This is a genomic window from Rahnella perminowiae (assembly GCF_019049695.1).
Lineage (GTDB): Bacteria > Pseudomonadota > Gammaproteobacteria > Enterobacterales > Enterobacteriaceae > Rahnella > Rahnella perminowiae.
Genome location: NZ_JAFMOT010000159.1, coordinates 40,577 through 59,501, shown reverse-complemented (window position 1 = coordinate 59,501; position 18,925 = coordinate 40,577). Strand labels below are relative to the sequence as shown.

General features: G+C 53.3%; 17 protein-coding genes. 7 read left to right on the top strand and 10 right to left on the bottom strand.

Going from position 1 to position 18,925, the window contains the following annotated elements; genetic code table 11:
* Positions 1-25: 25 nt before the first annotated feature.
* Positions 26-904, bottom strand: a complete 879-nt coding sequence (pldA, locus tag J1781_RS05385; protein ID WP_129955198.1) for a phospholipase A — start codon at positions 902-904, stop codon at positions 26-28.
* Between the two features lie 253 nt (positions 905-1,157).
* Between pldA and J1781_RS05380 the strand changes: the two genes are divergently transcribed.
* Together J1781_RS05380 and rarD are read left to right on the top strand one after the other, a co-directional pair.
* The gene (locus J1781_RS05380; RefSeq protein WP_129955199.1) at positions 1,158-1,640 is read left to right on the top strand and encodes a thioesterase family protein; all 483 of its coding nucleotides are present in this window, start codon (positions 1,158-1,160) and stop codon (positions 1,638-1,640) included.
* A 46-nt stretch (positions 1,641-1,686) separates the two neighbouring features.
* Complete coding sequence (rarD, locus tag J1781_RS05375; RefSeq protein ID WP_129955200.1) at positions 1,687-2,601, top strand: EamA family transporter RarD; 915 nt, start codon at positions 1,687-1,689, stop codon at positions 2,599-2,601.
* On the opposite strand, the gene J1781_RS05370 is transcribed toward rarD, so the two are convergent.
* Together J1781_RS05370 and corA are read right to left on the bottom strand one after the other, a co-directional pair.
* Positions 2,566-3,633: an AbrB family protein gene (locus J1781_RS05370; protein WP_377426425.1), complete on the bottom strand. Its 1,068-nt coding sequence runs from the start codon at positions 3,631-3,633 to the stop codon at positions 2,566-2,568. The two genes, rarD and J1781_RS05370, sit on opposite strands and share 36 nt — an antisense overlap.
* Positions 3,634-3,639: 6 nt before the next feature.
* Entirely contained in the window at positions 3,640-4,590 is a 951-nt protein-coding gene (gene corA, locus J1781_RS05365) for a magnesium/cobalt transporter CorA (RefSeq protein ID WP_015699122.1), read from the bottom strand.
* A 429-nt stretch (positions 4,591-5,019) separates the two neighbouring features.
* Here corA and J1781_RS05360 point away from each other — a divergent pair, with 429 nt between their 5' ends.
* Positions 5,020-5,496: a WbuC family cupin fold metalloprotein gene (locus J1781_RS05360; RefSeq protein ID WP_217233298.1), complete on the top strand. Its 477-nt coding sequence runs from the start codon at positions 5,020-5,022 to the stop codon at positions 5,494-5,496.
* Positions 5,497-5,618: 122 nt separating this feature from the next.
* Here J1781_RS05360 and uvrD read toward each other — a convergent pair whose 3' ends face one another.
* From uvrD to J1781_RS05325, 7 genes are all read right to left on the bottom strand, one after another.
* Positions 5,619-7,784 (bottom strand): DNA helicase II, encoded by a 2,166-nt coding sequence (gene uvrD, locus J1781_RS05355; protein WP_129955202.1) that lies wholly within the window; start codon positions 7,782-7,784, stop codon positions 5,619-5,621.
* Between the two features lie 97 nt (positions 7,785-7,881).
* The gene (gene yigB / locus J1781_RS05350) at positions 7,882-8,598 is read right to left on the bottom strand and encodes a 5-amino-6-(5-phospho-D-ribitylamino)uracil phosphatase YigB (protein WP_217220392.1); all 717 of its coding nucleotides are present in this window, start codon (positions 8,596-8,598) and stop codon (positions 7,882-7,884) included.
* Complete coding sequence (xerC, locus tag J1781_RS05345) at positions 8,598-9,509, bottom strand: tyrosine recombinase XerC (RefSeq protein WP_129955204.1); 912 nt, start codon at positions 9,507-9,509, stop codon at positions 8,598-8,600. The genes yigB and xerC overlap by 1 nt, the downstream gene beginning before the upstream one ends.
* Positions 9,506-10,210, bottom strand: a complete 705-nt coding sequence (locus J1781_RS05340; RefSeq protein ID WP_129955205.1) for a DUF484 domain-containing protein — start codon at positions 10,208-10,210, stop codon at positions 9,506-9,508. Before J1781_RS05340 ends, xerC begins: the two co-directional genes overlap by 4 nt.
* Positions 10,207-11,031 (bottom strand): diaminopimelate epimerase, encoded by an 825-nt coding sequence (gene dapF / locus J1781_RS05335; RefSeq protein ID WP_129955206.1) that lies wholly within the window; start codon positions 11,029-11,031, stop codon positions 10,207-10,209. The genes J1781_RS05340 and dapF overlap by 4 nt, the downstream gene beginning before the upstream one ends.
* 94 nt (positions 11,032-11,125) lie before the next feature.
* The gene (gene lptM / locus J1781_RS05330) at positions 11,126-11,329 is read right to left on the bottom strand and encodes an LPS translocon maturation chaperone LptM (RefSeq protein WP_015699129.1); all 204 of its coding nucleotides are present in this window, start codon (positions 11,327-11,329) and stop codon (positions 11,126-11,128) included.
* A gap of 158 nt (positions 11,330-11,487) precedes the next feature.
* Positions 11,488-14,046: a class I adenylate cyclase gene (locus J1781_RS05325; protein WP_129955207.1), complete on the bottom strand. Its 2,559-nt coding sequence runs from the start codon at positions 14,044-14,046 to the stop codon at positions 11,488-11,490.
* 330 nt (positions 14,047-14,376) lie between these two features.
* Here J1781_RS05325 and hemC point away from each other — a divergent pair, with 330 nt between their 5' ends.
* Genes hemC through hemY form a run of 4 tightly spaced genes read left to right on the top strand, consistent with a single transcriptional unit; the run spans position 14,377 to position 18,429 of the window.
* Positions 14,377-15,318 carry a hydroxymethylbilane synthase gene (gene hemC, locus J1781_RS05320; protein WP_217233297.1) on the top strand — a complete coding sequence of 314 codons (942 nt, stop codon included), beginning with the start codon at positions 14,377-14,379 and terminating at the stop codon, positions 15,316-15,318.
* Positions 15,315-16,064, top strand: a complete 750-nt coding sequence (hemD, locus tag J1781_RS05315; protein ID WP_129955209.1) for a uroporphyrinogen-III synthase — start codon at positions 15,315-15,317, stop codon at positions 16,062-16,064. The genes hemC and hemD overlap by 4 nt, the downstream gene beginning before the upstream one ends.
* A gap of 13 nt (positions 16,065-16,077) precedes the next feature.
* Positions 16,078-17,229 (top strand): uroporphyrinogen-III C-methyltransferase, encoded by a 1,152-nt coding sequence (gene hemX / locus J1781_RS05310; RefSeq protein ID WP_129955210.1) that lies wholly within the window; start codon positions 16,078-16,080, stop codon positions 17,227-17,229.
* A 3-nt stretch (positions 17,230-17,232) separates the two neighbouring features.
* A complete protein-coding gene (gene hemY / locus J1781_RS05305; protein ID WP_129955211.1) occupies positions 17,233-18,429 on the top strand; it encodes a protoheme IX biogenesis protein HemY in 1,197 nt (398 codons plus the stop codon).
* Positions 18,430-18,925 lie beyond the last annotated feature (496 nt).

Below are 18,925 nucleotides of genomic sequence, written 5' to 3'. Positions count from 1 at the left end.
AACTGCAACCGGAAGTATGGCGGAATTACATGATGTCGTTAAGCATAATACCCACACCGATACGGGTCTGCTTATGGTTATAGTCAATCAATGACTCGCCGTAACCACTGAATACCTGAGTATAGAAACGAACCTGTTTAGTAATAGGATAGCTCCAGCCGGTAGTCGCACCGCCGTAGCCGGTATTCCAGTTGTAACGGCTTTCCACGCTGAATACGCTGTCACCCCAGGCATAACCGACTTTCAGACGGTAATACCCCATGTATTTGGTGATGTCGGGATTGTCATCATTTTTGTCGCTTTCCGGAATGCGATACCAGGGTTTGAGATCAACCTGCCAGTTGCCATTCTGCGCCATAAAACGGGCGTACACGCGGTTCCAGCTGCGGGAGGTCGGATCTGAGCGGCCGTTAGACTGATGGCTGACACCATATTCCGCTTCGCGCAGTGTCCAGCCGAGAAAATCGTAATCCGTCGCCCAGGCCAGGAAAAACTGTGGCTCGTAGTTAGTCTCACGGAAAGGTGAAGATTGCCCGCTGTTGGAAAGCTGCCAGAACGATTTTTGCGTGTAAGACGCGCCGAGAACTGAGTTATCCCCCGCAATTCCTCGCCATAACGGGAACGCCAGGCTGAGCTGGAACGCCACTTCATCATGACGTGCTTTATCTGCCCAGTCGTAAGACTGAATGGCTTTTTTGTTAATATTGCTGGTATCAGTATAAATCAGGTAGTTCGGCTCGTAAGGATATAACGTGAACGGGTTGTCGTGCTCCTGCAACATATTCGCAATAATACTTCCGCGTACAGCAGGTTTATCATGCACTTCCTGCACTGTGGCCTCTGCGGCGTGTCCCAGCATTGGCATCGCCAGCATGGCGGCTCCGACAGCCCAATTTTTACGCATTATTCCTTACCCTCACCCTAAAGTTATCGACTCATTATGTTTGAAAATATGCCTTCTGCCCCGCCAATCCTGCGCTGACTAAATCCGCAAATCTCAAAGCAGGGCATTTTACACACAAATACATTTCTACATGAGTATTGAATACATTTATCCTTCGCAGTATAGAAATCCTTCTTACCCGCACCTAAAATCAACACTTCGTTAACTTTTTCAGCGAACATGCTGTCCACACGTTTTCGTCAGGAATTCATTCATGTCTGCTTCATCCCTCAGTCACGAGGCTGCCCTGCAACTGATCGGCAATATTTTCGTTTACGATATGCCGTTTAACCGCGAACTGGGTCTCGAGCTGAAACGTCTCGACTGTGATTATGCTGAACTCAAATTCACCAATCAGCCCAAGCTGGTGGGTAACGCAGCGCAAAAAATCTTACATGGCGGCGTGATTGCTGCCGTGCTGGATGTCGCAGCTGGCCTGGTCTGCGTAACCAGTTCGCTGATCCGCCGTGATAAACCTGATCACCCGTTGCTGGAAGCCGAAATGCGCCAGCGTTTATCCAAAATGGGCACTATCGATTTACGCGTTGATTACCTGCGTCCGGGCCGTGGCGACTATTTTATTGCCTCGGCCAGCCTTATCCGCGCCGGAAACAAAGTCTCCGTGGCACGCGTCGATTTGCACAGCGACACGGGAATTCATATCGCGACCACCACGGCGACATATATGGTGGGCTGAGATCAGGTAAACTTCGCTCCTTTCCCTACTTTTTTCAGGTATCCACATGGACGCACATCGTACCCGGCAAGGTGTTATTTTTGCCTTTATCGCCTATCTGATCTGGGGGATCGCACCGGCGTATTTCAAACTCATCAAACAGGTTCCGGCGGATGAAATTCTCACTCACCGTGTGATCTGGTCATTCTTCTTCATGTTAGTACTGCTGTCTGTCAGCCGCAGCTGGGGAGACGTCCGCCAGGTATTCGCGCAACCTAAGAAAGTCGGTATGTTACTGATCACTGCCCTGCTTGTCGGTGGGAACTGGCTGATTTTCATCTGGGCGATTAATCATAATCACATTCTGGAAGCGAGCCTTGGCTACTTTATCAATCCGCTGGTGAATGTGGTGCTCGGCATGCTGTTTTTGCGCGAAAGATTCCGGAATTTGCAATGGTTTGCCGTGGCGCTGGCATTTGCCGGGGTGATGGTCCAGGTGTGGATATTTGGCTCCGTGCCGGTCATCGCAATCGGGCTGTCCCTGACGTTCGCGTTCTACGGCCTGCTGCGTAAAAAAATCGGCGTGGATTCACAAACCGGGATGCTGATTGAAACTCTCTGGCTGCTGCCGGTGGCCGGGATTTATCTGTTCTTTATCGCCCACAGCCCGACCAGCAATCTGGCGGCGAATCCGTGGTCTCTGGATCTGCTGCTGATGGCGGCCGGGATTATTACCACCATTCCGTTGCTGTTCTTTACCGCCGCGGCGGCCCGTCTGAAACTGTCTACGCTGGGGTTTTTCCAGTATCTCGGGCCCACGCTGATGTTCCTGCTGGCCGTGGTGTTTTACGGTGAAACCGTCAACACTTCGCAACTTATCACCTTCGGCTTTATCTGGGCAGGCCTGCTGTGCTTTATCAGCGACGCGCTCTATACGCAGGGCCGTTTACGACGAGGAAGAAGCGGACACCGCGCTGCGTGAGATAAAGCGCGCCATCGCGGGACCGGTTATCAGAATGGTGATCAGACGCAATGTCTGCATTGCCATCACAAACCCTAAATCTGCATGGCTGCCTGCCGCAATAATCGCCACCGTGTCCAGCCCGCCCGGGCTGGTCGCCAGGTAGGCCGTCAGCATATCCACCCCCAGCAGTTTGGTCAGCGCCCATGCCATGCCGCCGCAAATCAGCATCAGGCCGATAACCGAGGCAATCATTTGCGGCAGAGTACGCAGTGCCAGTTTGAAAATAGGTCGCGTGAACCGCAGCCCGACACTCCAGCCAATCAGCGTATAAGCTATCGCCAGCAACCATTCAGGCACTTCTAACGAGACGGTTCCGGTGGAATGCAAAACCGCGCCGGCAATGGCCGGAAGTAACAGGGCGCCGGAAGGAATACGCAACCGTGGTCCCAGCCAGACACCGGCCAGTGCCAGAAATACTGTCACAAAGAAACGCCAGGTCAGCGGCGGAAACCAGACTACCGCCGCCGCCAGCGATGCACTGTCGCCCATTGCCATGCGGGCAACAAATGCGGCGGCGGTGGCGACAAACAGCACGCGCAGATATTGCATGAACGCGACCAGACGCACATCTGCACCGAAATCACCGGCCATGGCGACCATGGCACTGGCGCCGCCAGGTGATGAGCCCCAAGCGCCGGTAGGGCCAGGCAACTGACTAAAACGCACCAACAGCCAGCCCGAAAGACCGCTGGCGAGCAACGTGGCCACCAGTACCATCAGCACCAGCGGCCAGTCGTTGAGTAACGGTGGCAGAATCGAAGGCGACAGGCTTTGCGCAATCATGCAGCCCAAAACGCCCTGCGATATTTTGAAAAACAGCGGATGAATACGCACGCTGGCCCCCGTCAGCCCCATGACGACGCCGACAATCATCGGCCCGAGCAGGAGGGCGGCAGGAACGTGGAAGGTTTGAAAAATAATGCCCAGCATCAGCGAGGAAGCCACGAGGATGACCCACTGGCCCGCCGGAGCCACCCTTTCCATCAACATGGTCGGTTACAACCAGTTTTTACGTTTGAAATACAGATAAGGCGCCAGTCCGGCGAGGATCATCAGCGCAATCGCCCCCGGATAACCGAATGACCATTTCAGTTCCGGCATGAATTCGAAGTTCATCCCGTAACTTGAAGCCACCAGCGTTGGCGGCAGGAAGACCACTGAAACCACCGAGAAGATCTTGATGATACGGTTCTGTTCGATGTTGATAAAGCCCATCGCCGCCTGCATCAGGAAGTTCACCTTCTGGAACAGGGACTCGTTGTGTGGCAGCAGGGATTCGATATCGCGTAACACTTCACGCGCCTGCTCCAGTTGCCCTGCCGGTAAGCGGGCTTTACGTACCAGAAAGTTCAGCGCGCGCTGAGTATCCATCAGACACAAACGCACTTTCCAGCCGATATCTTCCAGCTCGGCCAGTGTGGAAAGCGCAGCGTCATATTCATCGCCCTGATGCCCTTCCATGATCACACGGCTGAGTTTTTCCAGATCGCTGTAGATATTTTCGATTTCATCTGCCAGCTGTTCGATTTTAGTTTCGAACAAATCCAGCAGCAGTTCATAGGCGTTACCATCAACCAGCGTCTGATTGCGGGCACGCATACGGTAGAGACGAAATGCCGGTAATTCGCGTTCACGCAGGGTATACAGACGCCCTTCACGCACGGTAAATGCGACGGTACTGTTACCGGCATGATCTTCGGCATCTTCATAATAAAAGAAGGAGTGAATGTGCAGGCCGTCTTCGTCTTCAAAGAAACGTGCAGAAGCTTCGATGTCGTCCAGTTCAGGACGCGTCGCCAGGCTTTGTCCTAATTCACTTTGAACGCGCTCACGTTCCAGATCATCGGGTTCGACCAAATCCACCCACAATGAGGTTTTGAGATCGTCTGACTCGTCCAGCTCTAAACGGGATAAGCGGCTGTTTTCTAATTTAAAAGCACTCAGCATGTGCCCGTTCTCCCAAAAATGACAGAAAGTGGACAACGCGTTGAAGCACAGAAAATCACGGGATGAAAAGTGTCACCGGCGTAATTCAGACCAAATTCAGATCTGACTCACAGCGACAGAACGGGGGTCGCTGACAACCACTAAGGCCATCAGCAAAGAGGAGGGCCTTAGAAGTGGTACCTGACAAACAGGTTATTGAGCCAGTATCTACTGGGTGTGTCCAAGGCGAAGTTCCTCATTGATAATAGTGCGCGCATGTTACGCCGGGAGTAAAAAGACTGTCAACCGCGAACAAATCTATTCTGGCAACATTTATGCATAAATTTCAGGCGGTGTGGATAACCTTTGCTGACTTATGCCGGCGGTTTTTTTTGCTACACTCAGGCACCGGATTTCCCCGTTTCCCTAGCTTCTCAGGCAGAGACTGAAATGATTAAACAAATAAACCAGGACACGCTGTGTGATCTGATCACCAAAGCCACCCACTCGCCGCGTCAGCGTCAGAATCTGAATATTCATCCTGCGCCTGAAGATGACGTGCAGCGTCTGGCCATCGCGATGGAGCCCGGTACTTATGTGCGCATTCACCGCCATCCGCACACCTGGGAAATGCTGACGGCGCTGCGTGGCCGCTTTCTGGTACTGATTTACGATAACAGCGGCAAAGTCACTGACCGCCTGTGGCTCGGTGCCGAAACCCTTCTGCTGGAAATCCCGGCCAATACCTGGCACAGCGTGCTATCCCTCGACGAAGGTGGCGTGATTTTTGAAGTGAAACACGGCGCGTATCAGCCGGTGCAGGAACAGGATTATCTTCCGGGCACCCCGCCGGAGGGCGACGAAGGCGTAAAAGAAACGCTGGAATGGTATGCGAAAGCCGAAGTGGGTGAAACTTTTAGCCTCTGATACTCTGTCGGGCAAGCGTCAGCGGCGCAGCGAGGTTGAGTCCGGCCAGCGCGGAGACACCGGAATGGACACGTAGTCCATGAGGATGTCGAGCACTGCCCGGACTCAAGATCGCAAGTAAGCTAGCTTGCGGCTTCGAGGCGGGCGTAGGCGGCGACCAGCCACTTAATCCCTTCGCCCGGAAACGCCACTTGTAACCGACTGTGTTCGCCACTGCCTTCCATATTGACGATGGTACCTTCGCCGAATTTAGGGTGCATAACGCGCTGGCCGAGTTTAAAGCCGGTATCGCTGACGCTGGTAGGCGTGCCGACGCTGCGGTTGCTCATCGGGCGTGATACGTTGGCGCGCATCCTGACTTCTTCGACACAGTCTTCCGGCAATTCGCCGACAAAACGTGACGGACGGTGAGACACTTCCTTACCGTATAAACGGCGGGTTTCCGCGTAGGTCAGGGTCAGTTTTTGCATGGCGCGGGTGACGCCGACGTAGGCCAGACGGCGTTCTTCTTCCAGACGCCCGCCTTCTTCCAGCGACATCTGGCTCGGGAACATGCCTTCTTCCATCCCGACGATAAACACCTGCGGGAACTCCAGTCCTTTCGCCGAGTGCAGCGTCATCAGCTGCGTGGCGTCCTGATTGGCGTCCGCCTGCCCTTCACCCGCTTCGAGGGCTGCATGGGACAGAAACGCCTGCAACGGCATCAGATCTTCATCTTCATCCTGATAGCTGAACTGGCGCGTCGCTGTCACCAGTTCCTCTAAGTTTTCGATGCGCGCCTGACCTTTCTCGCCTTTTTCCTGCTCATACATGATGAACAGGCCGGAATCTTTGATCACCCGGTCAGTCTGCACATGCAGCGGCATATCTGACGTTTCATGCGCCAGAGCGTCAACCAGCTCAGTAAAGCGTTGCAGTGAAGACGCCGCACGGCCTGCCAGCACTTTTTCCTGCAACAGCGCACGTGTGGCCTGCCACATAGTCAACTGACGATCACGCGCCGTCTGGCGCACCACATCCAGCGTACGGTCGCCGATGCCGCGCGTTGGCGTATTCACCACGCGTTCAAAAGCGGCATCGTCATTACGGTTCGACATCAGGCGCAGATACGCCAGCGCATCTTTGATTTCCTGACGGTCAAAGAACCGCTGGCCGCCGTAGATGCGGTAAGGCATCGCCATTTGCAATAACGCTTCTTCGAGTACACGTGACTGGGCATTACTGCGATAAAGAATGGCGCAATCTTTCAGTGCACCGCCGTTGTCCTGCCAGGTTTTGATGCGGTTAACCACAAAGCGCGCTTCATCCAGTTCGTTGAATGCGCAATACAGCGAAATCGGTTCGCCTTCGCCGTCTTCAGTCCACAGGTTTTTCCCCATACGACCATTATTGTTTTCAATCAGCGAGTTGGCGGCTTTAAGAATGGTACTGCTCGAACGGTAGTTCTGTTCCAGACGGATGGTTTGCGCATTCGGGAAATCTTTCAGGAAACGCTGGATGTTTTCAACCTGCGCACCACGCCAGCCGTAGATCGACTGATCATCATCACCCACGATCATCACATTATTGTTATCGCCGGCCAGCAGGCGGATCCAGGCGTACTGAATGCTGTTGGTGTCCTGAAATTCGTCCACCATCAGGTTGGTAAAACGTTCGCGGTAATGCTGCAGGATATGCGGCTTGTTCAGCCAGAGCTCGTGGGCGCGCAGCAACAGCTCAGCGAAATCGACCAACCCGGCACGGTCACAGGCTTCCTGATAAGCCTGATAAATACGCAGCCAGGTCGCTTCAACCGGGTTGTTGTAAGTTTCGACATGCTGCGGACGCAGACCTTCGTCTTTTTTGCCGTTGATGTACCACATCGCCTGACGCGGCGGCCATTGTTTCTCGTCGATGTTCAGCGCTTTGATCAGGCGCTTGATCAGACGTATCTGGTCGTCACTGTCGAGGATCTGGAAATCCTGCGGCAGGTTGGCATCCAAATGGTGTGCACGCAGTAAACGGTGTGCAAGACCATGGAAGGTACCGATCCACATGCCCCCCTGACTGGTGCCAATCAGCTGGTCGATACGGTGGCGCATTTCTGCCGCCGCTTTGTTGGTGAAAGTGACCGCCATAATAGAATACGGTGAGCACTTTTCTACCGCCAGCAACCATGCAATGCGGTGCACCAGCACGCGGGTTTTGCCACTGCCTGCCCCGGCCAGTACCAACAGATTGCAGCGCGGCGCGGCCACGGCTTCACGTTGTTTTTCATTCAGGCTGTCGAGCAGGTCAGAAACGTCCATAGGCACCGTTTGTCAGGATGAGAAAAGCACTCACACGAATATTATCGCTGCGAATGCATTTCTACTGTGAATTTATACAGAGTAATTTAAGGAGGGATTATAGCAATGCTGTCAGCGATGCCAACTGCGAAATCTCAATATGCGGTAACAGACGGGCATCTTTAATGTGCATCAGGTCGCCTTCGCGCAAATTAATCCAGCATGATTGCATACCGCAACGCACCGACCCTGCGACGTCTGTCGTCAGATCATCGCCGACGTGAAGGATGTTTTCCAGCGGAATATCCAGCTTCATCGATGTTTTTTTATACATGTCGGCGTACGGTTTTGCGCGGCCATGATCACCCGCCCGCAGCGTAAACTGGAAATATTGTGACAAACCAAATGCCGTCGGGTCAGCGTTGCCGTTGGTGATAGCCACCAGCGGCCAGCGTTCAGCCAGCGCCGCCAGTGCATCGTGGTTTTCCTGCGGAACATAAATCCGGCTGCGCCACTTCGCGAACGTTTCCATGGTGGCTTTGGTGCCCTGTTCAGCTTCACTGTGACTCAGACCTGCACGGGTCATCGCCAGTAATACAGCCTGACGACGCCATTCGGTGACATCATGATAAATTTCTGCGTCCTGCGCCAGTAACTCTGCGCGCATCAGACGGACAGCATCCGGTGCTATATCGGCCAGTGCCGGGTGGAAACCCTGCATGAATTTCAGTGTTTCGGCATCAGTGCGGCGGATAACGTCGTAATTATCATACAGCGTGTCATCTAAATCGAAGGTGATCGCTTCAATGCGTTTCAGCGGACGATAAAACTTCATCAGGATTTTCCTCGTTTTGCCCGGGGATGCGCGGCGTCGTAAACCGTCGCCAGATGTTGAAAGTCGAGGTGGGTATAGATTTGGGTGGTAGACAGATTCGCGTGCCCCAACAGTTCCTGTACCGCGCGTAAATCGCCGCTGGATTCCAGCACATGCGTGGCAAACGAGTGACGCAGTTTATGCGGATGAATATGGCTGTTAACACCCTGTTTAACGCCCCATTCGGCAAAACGCTTCTGAACATTACGCGCAGAAATACGGCAGCCTTTGCTCGATAAAAACATCGCATCATCCTGCGGATTAAATTCTGCGCGGCGTTTCAACCAGTGTTCAAGCCAGGTGACGGCAGTCCGCCCGATCGGCACTTTGCGCTCTTTGCTCCCTTTACCCAACACCCGCACTTCACCGGAGGCCATATCGATATGCTTGCAATCGATGCCCACCAGTTCCGAAAGACGCAGCCCGCCACCATACATCACTTCGAGCATCGCGCGGTCACGCACGGAAAGCGGATCATTGAGATCGATTTCCAGCAATTTATTCACTTCATCGACATCAAGATTTTTGGGCAGATGCTTGGGAGAACGTGGCGTGGAAATGCCTTTGGCAGGATTGGCGCTTAATACGCCCTGACGCACCAGCCAGTCAAGAAAGCTGCGCAGCGAAGACATACGCAGTGCCAGACTGGACGGCCCTAAACCGGCACGTTTACTGCGCGCCAGTAACAACCGCACTTTCGGCGCATCGAGTTGCTGCCAGTGAGAAATACCTGTCTCGCCGGAGAGGGCGATCAGAGCTTCTAACTGGCGGCTGTAATTGGTGGTTGTAAGCGGGCTGAGTTGACGTTCAACGTGCAGGTAACGCAGAAACGCCTCGACCGCAGGATAAAGAGGCGATTCGGTGTGATTCATACCCGTTCTATCCAGCGTTCCAGCAGGCCAGGTAACATTTTAGCCAGCTGATCAAGTAAGACCGTGCCCATGCCGGGCTGATAATGCTGAGGATCACGACTGCTGAAAATCAGCACGCCCAGTTCCCCCTGCTCACCCATCAGCGAGAGCGCGACAGAACCCACGGCTTTCGCCTGCGGCAATAACAGCAACAGTTCCGGGCCGTTCAGGCTGCCGAGATAATGCGGGGCTTCACCCAGACGCTGAATGCGCATGGATTCAAACGCGCTGCGGCTTACCGCAAGATGGGTGAAATCAGACGGTGCACCGATGCGCCAGCCTTCGCTGAACAAGCGTACATTGGCACCTGCCAGTCCCAGACTGCGCGCCCAACGCTGCAGACGGTTAAGCATATCCTGCAGACTGCTGGCCGCCGCCAGCGTGGCCTGGAGTTCGATCATCCGCCCGAACAATGATTCATTGACCGAAGCCTGTTCCATCAGCAACGTAATTTCTTCTTCAAGCTGCGCAATCTGATGACGCTGACGCCCGAGTTGCCATTCAACCAGCGAAATACTGCCTTTCACCGGATGCGGTACATGCATCTGCTCGACGCTGCGCGCATTACGAATAAAGAAATCCGGGTTTTGCAGCAGATATTGCATCACGCTGTCGTCGTCGAGCGCTATCACCGGTTCAATCTGGTCATCAAGATTGTTCATAGATGAATAAATCCGTCGTAAACATGAGTGGCGGGTCCGGTCATATATAACGGGTGACCCGGCCCTTTCCAGCGAATATCGAGGCTGCCTCCCGGCAGTTCCACCTGAACTTCTTCTGCGAGTAAACCTTGCTGAATACCGACCGCCACAGCGGCACAGGCACCGCTTCCGCACGCCTGTGTTTCACCGGCTCCCCGCTCGTACACGCGCAATTTTACGCTTTCCGGACTGAGGATCTGCATGAAACCGACATTTACGCGCTCGGGGAAACGCTCATGGCTTTCCAGCATCGGTCCGAGAACCTCGACTTCAGCTGTCAGCACGTCATCAACCTGTAACACGCAGTGCGGGTTTCCCATCGACACCACGCCGCAAAATACTGTGCGCTCTTCTGCACGCAGAATATAGGTTTTTTCCGCTTTCGCTGCACGGAATGGGACCTGCTGCGGCTCGAAAACCGGCTCGCCCATGTTGACCTGCACTTCTTCATCTTCCGTGACGGTCAGTACCATACGGCCGGTCTGCGTACTGACGCGGATATCGCGTTTGTTTGTCAGACCTTTGATGCGCACAAAGCGGGCAAAACAGCGCGCACCATTGCCACACTGCGCGACTTCGCTGCCATCTGCGTTAAAGATGCGGTAATGGAAATCTAATTCGGGATCGTAAGGAGGTTCCACCACCAGTAACTGGTCAAAACCTACGCCACGGTGGCGGTCTGACAAACGACGGATCAACTCAGGAGAAAAATAGACATTTTGAGTGACGGCATCAACGACCATAAAGTCGTTACCCAGGCCGTGCATTTTGGAGAACTGCATAACTGACTCCGTTTACCGCTGGTCAAATCCAGTCGCGATGATCCGTTAAGGAGAGGTTCCGGCAGTATTGCGCGAAACCCCGACAATCTGCCGGTTAATCTCTGGAATTCGTGGTGAGGTTTTCGGGTGATACCCCTTTTTCCTGCGATGAACCATCGTTCGCCGTGCCCGGAACATTGCTGGTTTTTTGCGTGGCTGATTTTTCCGGTGGTGGGAAATACAACGGCCCTTTAAGTCCGCAACCGGAGAGAGAAAAGAGAATTGTCGCGGCCAGAGACCAGCGTAAAGCGTTTTTCATTTTATGAATGCCCGTAATTCTTGCGACCAAGCTCTCTATAATCGCAGGTGGATCATGAAAAGCAACAGGAATCGACAAAACCCCCGGGCACATTTTCAGGGTTTAAAGCGAAGTACAGCCGGATAATCTGCCACATGTCCGTGATACGGACACCTTTTCTAATGCAACTGAAATTGCTGCTTCAGACGAGAAGGTTCTGCGTCGGTTTCAGGCAAAGTGGCGCAGGCGGCAGAGAGGGCGTTGCTGCGAAAAGGGATCACCTGGATCCGATTATCAAGTGACACAATCTGATAAAACTGCGGCAGGTTGAAGTTAATAAAGCTTGAGCCGTAGGTAAACCGGTCATGGGAAGACGAGTAGAACCGGCTGACATCGCGCACCAGATCCTCTTTGCTGCCTTCGCAATGGTGATAAACCTCAACACGGTTGGATTCATCAAGAATATAGATATTAAAGCCGATGTCGTCCGAACTGTCTTCAAAGAAGAACTGAATAATCCCTTCACTGGCATAGCCGTCAATCACTGCCGGCAGATGCGCCTGATCGGTCTGCAATTTCACCGACAAACCGTGCAGTTTGTTATTGGAAATCGCGCCATAGAATTCAATCGCATTCTCCAGCTTTTGCACTGAAACGCTGAGGCGTTCAAAGAACAATCCCCAGGTTTGCCCGGCAACACGCACGGCTTTGAAACGCCCGGGTTCAAGTCGTTTGCTCGACAGGCGAAGCTCAATGCATTCCGATACCAGTTGCTGAATCCGCGTACGGATAAGACCGCGTAAATGCTGGCTGTAACAGAACACCTCCACCGATTCCGGCGGTGCGGCATCCTGATGCATTTTGCCCAGAATCGTTTTCAGCGCTTCCAGAACCGCCTGTTCCCCGCTGAAATGCAGCGTACGCACTTCATTCCATGAGTTGCGATAAAGCAGGTCAATACTGCCAACCATACATTGCTGATTCTGCCCGAAACTGAAGACATCCAGTTTACGGAAATCAAAATGCACCACCTGATTGCGAAACGCTGCGGTCGGATCGTGTTCCAGATTCACGATAATCGCTAAGTGGCGAATTTCGCACGGACTGTACAACGCTTTAGGCGTCGGTGCCGCCAGACGCAACGGGAAGCTGTGTGAAACATCCGCCACCAGTTCGCGCAGTTTAGCGATATCACACAAGCTGCCACTTTTAATGTGCAGGCGCGTGGTGGAGGTCAGCAGACCATTGAAATAGGCCCACGCCACCAGTTTATTCAGATAGCGGTTATATTCGAGCGGCTGATGGCTGACAATAGATTCCATCGACGGCGACTGATTATACAGATACCAGCCGGTGCGGTTCGCACGGCCAATCGGTACATGAATAAAGGTTAAATCACCTTCTGACAAGTCAGGCGAAATTTGCGGATTCACCAGCGTGACTTTACCCGGCAGCGCTTCAAATGCGGCGTACAATTTACGGGTCAGCACGCCGATATCCTGCGGGCTGGCACTGACGCTTAAATTGTTGCGACGGGCAAAGCGGATCAGGTTGCGATAGCTTTGCATCATGGCATCAAGCAGTTCGTTATGCGCTTCGCGCACGCGCTCGATTTTCCAGTTCGCCCGGTTATCCAGAATGGCCAGACGTTCTTCATCCCATCCCCATTCCGTTACCAGCTGGCTGAGTATTTCACGACGCCAGCCTACCGACGCCCGCGCACGGGAGAGTTTTTCACAGACTTTTAAATAGAAACAACGGCGGACTAAATCAAGGCGGGTGAAATCTTCAATCTGGGTGAGATAACGGGTCACGCGGTCGAGCATCATACAATAGGAATCAAGCCCGAAGCAGACGATCTCGCCCTGATGCAGGCGTTGTTTAATATCCATCGCCAGCAGCTGCGTTTTAGGGTATTCCCAGGAATAGGTTTCCAGCAGCAACGTTTTGAGTACCGCTTTATAAGGAGAATCGATACTTTTATACAATTGCCAAAGGCTCGCGCCGAAATACTCTTCTGCCGACAGCGTACTGAGGCCACCGAGATCGAGCCATTCGTTTGGCGTCAGTACGCCCTGTGCATAAAGCGAAAGCACGTATTCGTCGTAATGCGCTTCTTCTTCGCCCGGCACCATATTCCACAGAATACGCTTACCGGCCAGACGGACGGCGGTACGGTAGAATTCGTCGAGCAATAAGATGTGCTGTGTTGAACCGCAGTCCTCACCCCCCAGGCTGCCGCTTTCATTATGGCGGAAGCGGTTTTCGTCGATCAGGAAAAAGCTGACTTCCACACCCAGCGAGGCGGCCCATTTTTCTAACAGGCTGCATTTTTGCTGTAGGCGGTTGCGCTCTTCATTATCGAGCCATGACTGATGGCAGACCCAGATATCGAGATCAGAACTTTGGCTCTGACCGATGGAAGAAGTACTGCCCATGGAATACACACCCGTGATTGGCAATTCACCTTTCACCAGAGGTTCAAACGCGCTGCCCCATTTATCTTCAAGGTCAGTCAGGTAGGTTTGTTGGGATTCATCAGGCGTGAAAATACAGATACCATGCGGAACCTTACCTTCAAGGTATCCTGGCATCAGAGGATGATGTTGATGTAGAAAGACAGGAAGCAGCTGATAGACCTGTTGAAACGCAGGACCCATGGCTGCCAGTGCGCGATCCACCCGTAACTGATTGATCGCATCCAGTCTTTGCTTCAATGTCTCGATGTAGAGGTACAAGACGTTTCGCCTGATTATACAGTGTCTGGAAAGAACCCCGTTCCAAATCCGTCATTTATCGTGATGCTTATACTTTGCCCGATCGCAGCCGTGCAAATAGTTGACGAATAATTGCTGGAAACGTGATCAATTTAACACCTTGCTGTTTGACCGTAAAGAAAGTAACGCACCACAATTACGCTTCCGCTTCTCTGTATTTTATCGCCTGTTCCGAAACGGAACAAATCTCTTCAACGTCCGTTAACCTTCTTTTACGAATGGCTTCTTACGCTGACAGCTTTCTATTGTCAGTGGTAGGATGGTCACAGAGACAGTTAAACGGTAACAAACATGTTAGACAAAATCATTCGAATTGCCACCCGTCAGAGCCCGCTGGCTTTGTGGCAGGCACAATATGTTCAAAGCCAGCTGATGGCCTGTCACCCCGGTTTGCAGGTGGAACTGGTTCCCATGGTGACCAAGGGCGATATCATTTTAGATACCCCGCTGGCTAAGGTCGGCGGCAAAGGTTTGTTCGTCAAAGAACTTGAACTGGCGATGCTTGATGGCCGTGCGGATATCGCCGTGCATTCCATGAAAGACGTCCCGGTAGAATTCCCCGAGGGCCTGGGACTGGTCACTATTTGTGAACGCGAAGATCCGCGCGATGCTTTCGTCTCTAATCACTACGCCAGTCTGACCGATTTACCGCAAGGCAGTATCCTCGGCACATCAAGCCTGCGGCGTCAGTGCCAGCTGCGTCAGAAACGTCCGGATCTGGTGATCCGTGATCTGCGCGGCAATGTAGGCACCCGCTTATCCAAACTCGATAACGGTGAATATGATGCCATTATTCTGGCTGTCGCGGGCCTGAAACGCCTGGGTCTGGAAAACCGCATCACTTACGCACTGACACCGGAAGAATGCCTGCCCGCCGTAGGACAAGGTGCCGTCGGCATTGAATGCCGCCTTGACGATCAAACCACCCGCGACTTGCTGGCTCCCCTGGCGCACCACGAAACGACAGTACGTGTACAGGCTGAACGGGCAATGAATATGCGTCTTGAAGGCGGATGTCAGGTTCCCATCGGCAGCTATGCCGAGCTGAAAGGTGACGAACTCTGGCTTCGTGCTTTGGTCGGCGCACCGGACGGCAGCCAGATGGTGTGCGGCGAACGTCGCGGTCCGGCCGCTCAAGCACACAGCATGGGTATCGACCTGGCAGAAGAATTGCTCGCCAACGGCGCGCGCGAAATTCTGCATGAGGTGTATCAGGGGAACGCGCCTAAATGACCATTCTGGTCACCCGCCCCTCTCCGGCAGGAGAAGCACTGGTCAGCCGGCTGCGCGCAATGGGACGGGTTGCCTTCCATTCCCCGCTGATTGATTTTGCACCGGGGAACCAGCTCGCATCGCTCCCGAACCTGCTATCCTCATTAAATCAGCAAGATCTGGTGTTTGTGCTCTCGCAACATGCCGTCAGTTACGCTGACCGTATCTTGCGTCAGTCCGCCACGAACTGGCCGGACACCGTGAATTATTTTGCTATTGGCCGTACTACGGGCCTGATTTTCCATCGGGTCAGCAGCCTGCCGGTTCTCTATCCCCAGGATGGCGAAACCAGCGAGATGTTATTGAATCTTCCGGCATTGCAACGCATACAAGGTAAAAAAGCACTGATACTGCGCGGTAATGGCGGACGGGAATTGTTAGCTGAAACGCTGACTGAACGCGGTGTCCATGTGACTTACTGCGAATGTTATCAGCGCAGCCCGGTTTTCTACGATGGCAGTGAACAGAGTGCGCTCTGGCAACGTGCCGGAATTGATACGCTGGTTGTGACCAGCGGAGAAATGCTGCAACAGCTTTACCAATTAGTTCCTGATTACTACCGACATTCATGGTTACTGCACTGTAATCTGGTGGTGGTCAGTGAGCGTTTGGCAGCCCTCGCACGCCAGCTTGGCTGGAGCGCAATTCGGGTTGCCGGAAATGCAGACAATGATGCGCTGATCCGCGCATTACAACTACCTGACTAAGGGATGTGCCAAAATGACGGAACAAAAAAATCCTTCCGCGCCGGATGAGAATGTTGTTATCTCCCCAGCGGTTGAGAGCCCCCAGCCAGACGCTTCCGACCGGGAACAGGAATTGAAAACGTTGCGCAAAAAGCAACGTACAGCGCCGGTACTGGGCGCTATCGCCATTGTACTGGTTATAGTACTGGGTGCCGGTCTCTATTATCACGGCCACCAGCAATCACTGGCGCAGGCCGCCTCAGACGAAGCGCTTTCTGAACAACTCGATGCGCTGCAAAAAACCCAGCAGCAGGACAAACAGCAAATTGCTGATCTGCTCACACAGCAGCAAAAGACCCGGCAAGAGGCCGACCGCCAGCAGGCTTCGTTTGGTCGCCAGTTGAATGAATTACAAGATAAGGTTGCCAGCATTTCCGGCAGCGATGCTAAGACCTGGTTACTGGCGCAGGCCGATTATCTGGTGAAACTCGCTGGGCGCAAATTGTGGAGTGATCAGGATGTCACCACCGCCGCCGCACTGCTGAAAAGCGCCGATGCCAGCCTGGCGGACATGAACGATCCAAGCCTGATTGAGGTGCGCCGCGCGCTGAATGAAGACGTGGGTAGCCTTTCTGCCGTTGCACAGGTCGATTTTGATGGCATCATTCTCAAACTGAATCAGCTGTCAAATCAGGTAGATAACCTGCGTCTGGCGGACAATGATACTGACGACTCTCCGATGGACAACGACAGTTCCAGTTTGTCCGGCTCACTGACCGAATGGCGTCAGAATCTGACCAAAAGCTGGCACAACTTTATGGATGACTTCATCACGATTCGCCGCCGTGATAGCAGTGCTGAACCGCTTCTGGCACCGAATCAGGACGTGTATTTGCGCGAAAACATCCGCTCGCGTCTGCTGATTGCCGCGCAGGCCGTGCCGCGCCATCAGGACGAAGTGTACAAACAGTCACTGGAAAGCGTCTCGACCTGGGTTCGCGCTTACTTCGATACTTCAGATCCTTCGACCAAAGCGTTCCTGGAAGAACTGGACAATCTCAGCCAGCAATCTGTTTCGATGGACGTGCCGGATGAGCTGAAAAGCCAGCCGATGCTGGAAAAACTGATGCAGACCCGCGTGCGTAACCTGCTTCAGCAGCCCGCCGCCGCCACACAGGGGGAATAACACATGTTACGAGTTTTCGTGTTATTCCTGATTGTGTTTGCCGGGATTATCGTCGGCCCGATCCTGGCCGGCCATCAGGGTTATGTCCTGATCCAGACCGACAATTACAACATCGAAACCAGCGTCACCGGTTTGGTCATCATGCTGATCGTACTGATTCTGGTGCTGTTCCTGATTGAATGGATCCTGCGCCGCGTTCTGCGTACCGGTGCGCGTACCCGCGGCTGGTTTGCCGGGCGCAAAAGCTCTAAAGCGCGCAAGCAAACTCAGGCAGCGATGCTCAAACTGGCGGAAGGCGATCACCGTCAGATGGAGAAATTGCTGGCCCGTCATGCCGATCACGCCGAACAACCGGTAGTGAACTATTTACTGGCAGCGGAAGCGGCGCAACAGCGCGGCGACGATATCCGCACCAATCAATATCTGGAGCGTGCAGCGGAAATCGCCGATACCGACCAGATGCCGGTCGATATCACCCGCGTGCGTATCCAGCTGGCCAGAGGCGAAGTTCACGCAGCACGCCACGGCGTTGACCGTTTGCTGGGCCAGTCGCCACGCCATCCGGAAGTGTTACGCCTGGCAGAGCAGGCTTATCTTCTGACTGGCGCTTATGGTTCTCTGCTGGAGATTTTACCGTCGATGGCGAAAGCCGATATTCATACTGACGATGAAATCCGTATGCTTCAGGAGCAGGCTTATGTCGGCATGATGAATCAGCTGATGGCTGAAGAAGGCAGCGAAGGCCTGAAGCGCTGGTGGAAAGATCAGAGCCGTAAAACCCGTCATGAAGTGGCCTTACAGGTCGCGATGGCGACGCATCTGATTGAATGCAATGATCAGGATCTGGCGCAGGAAGTGATCCTCGACGGGCTGAAACGCCAGTATGACGACCGGCTGGTCGCGCTGATGCCGAAGCTGCGTTCGGGTAATCCTGAGCAACTCGAAAAAACCCTGCGTCAGCTCATTAAGCAAAACGGCACCACACCGCTACTGAGCAGCACGCTCGGTCAGTTGCTGATGAAGCATGGCGAATGGCAGCAGGCGAGTGAGGCCTTCCGTGAGGCACTGAAACAACGCCCTGACGCGTATGATTATGCGTGGCTGGCTGATGCGCTGGATAAGCTGCATAAACCGGCAGAAGCCGCTGAGATGCGTCGTGAAGGATTGATGCTGACGCTGAATAATTCACAACAACCGTAACGGGTCACTCAGAATAAAAAAGGCTCCTTCGGGAGCCTTTTTTATGTCATCAATCCTTATACCCTAAATGATTTGAGTTGCAGAAAGGCGGCAAACGAAGGGATACCAATGAGCTGACATAAGTCAGTGATACGGATGACGAAGAGCGACCAGCGTATCTGCAGCTCAAAGGATGACGGGTATGGGCAAAAAAAAACACCTGCCGTTTATGCAGGTGTATAAAAACAATCAGGTCCAGGACAACAGATGTAGTGCCTCACTCAACGTTTTGCCTTCTGGATGATAGCGCTTGCGCGTTATCGGTCAGGATGACAATAGGCACTGTAAATTGGCTCTGCATCATTCCCAGGTTTATGAAGCCGGAGCAAACATAATGGGTGGAATGAGCATCTACGGCGGGAATATTGCAGGACGCGTGCCAGTATGGCAATACCTGATTAAAAAAATTTTATCTATTTGATTTTAAAAATATTTATTTTACGGCATGTGAACAATA

Coding starts and splice junctions, on each gene's coding strand:
- pldA (WP_129955198.1), bottom strand. CDS start 904: ATGCGTAAAAATTGGGCTGTCGGAGCCGCCATGCTGGCGATGCCAATG.
- J1781_RS05380 (WP_129955199.1), top strand. CDS start 1,158: ATGTCTGCTTCATCCCTCAGTCACGAGGCTGCCCTGCAACTGATCGGC.
- rarD (WP_129955200.1), top strand. CDS start 1,687: ATGGACGCACATCGTACCCGGCAAGGTGTTATTTTTGCCTTTATCGCC.
- J1781_RS05370 (WP_377426425.1), bottom strand. CDS start 3,633: ATGTTGATGGAAAGGGTGGCTCCGGCGGGCCAGTGGGTCATCCTCGTG.
- corA (WP_015699122.1), bottom strand. CDS start 4,590: ATGCTGAGTGCTTTTAAATTAGAAAACAGCCGCTTATCCCGTTTAGAG.
- J1781_RS05360 (WP_217233298.1), top strand. CDS start 5,020: ATGATTAAACAAATAAACCAGGACACGCTGTGTGATCTGATCACCAAA.
- uvrD (WP_129955202.1), bottom strand. CDS start 7,784: ATGGACGTTTCTGACCTGCTCGACAGCCTGAATGAAAAACAACGTGAA.
- yigB (WP_217220392.1), bottom strand. CDS start 8,598: ATGAAGTTTTATCGTCCGCTGAAACGCATTGAAGCGATCACCTTCGAT.
- xerC (WP_129955204.1), bottom strand. CDS start 9,509: ATGAATCACACCGAATCGCCTCTTTATCCTGCGGTCGAGGCGTTTCTG.
- J1781_RS05340 (WP_129955205.1), bottom strand. CDS start 10,210: ATGAACAATCTTGATGACCAGATTGAACCGGTGATAGCGCTCGACGAC.
- dapF (WP_129955206.1), bottom strand. CDS start 11,031: ATGCAGTTCTCCAAAATGCACGGCCTGGGTAACGACTTTATGGTCGTT.
- lptM (WP_015699129.1), bottom strand. CDS start 11,329: ATGAAAAACGCTTTACGCTGGTCTCTGGCCGCGACAATTCTCTTTTCT.
- hemC (WP_217233297.1), top strand. CDS start 14,377: ATGTTAGACAAAATCATTCGAATTGCCACCCGTCAGAGCCCGCTGGCT.
- hemD (WP_129955209.1), top strand. CDS start 15,315: ATGACCATTCTGGTCACCCGCCCCTCTCCGGCAGGAGAAGCACTGGTC.
- hemX (WP_129955210.1), top strand. CDS start 16,078: ATGACGGAACAAAAAAATCCTTCCGCGCCGGATGAGAATGTTGTTATC.
- hemY (WP_129955211.1), top strand. CDS start 17,233: ATGTTACGAGTTTTCGTGTTATTCCTGATTGTGTTTGCCGGGATTATC.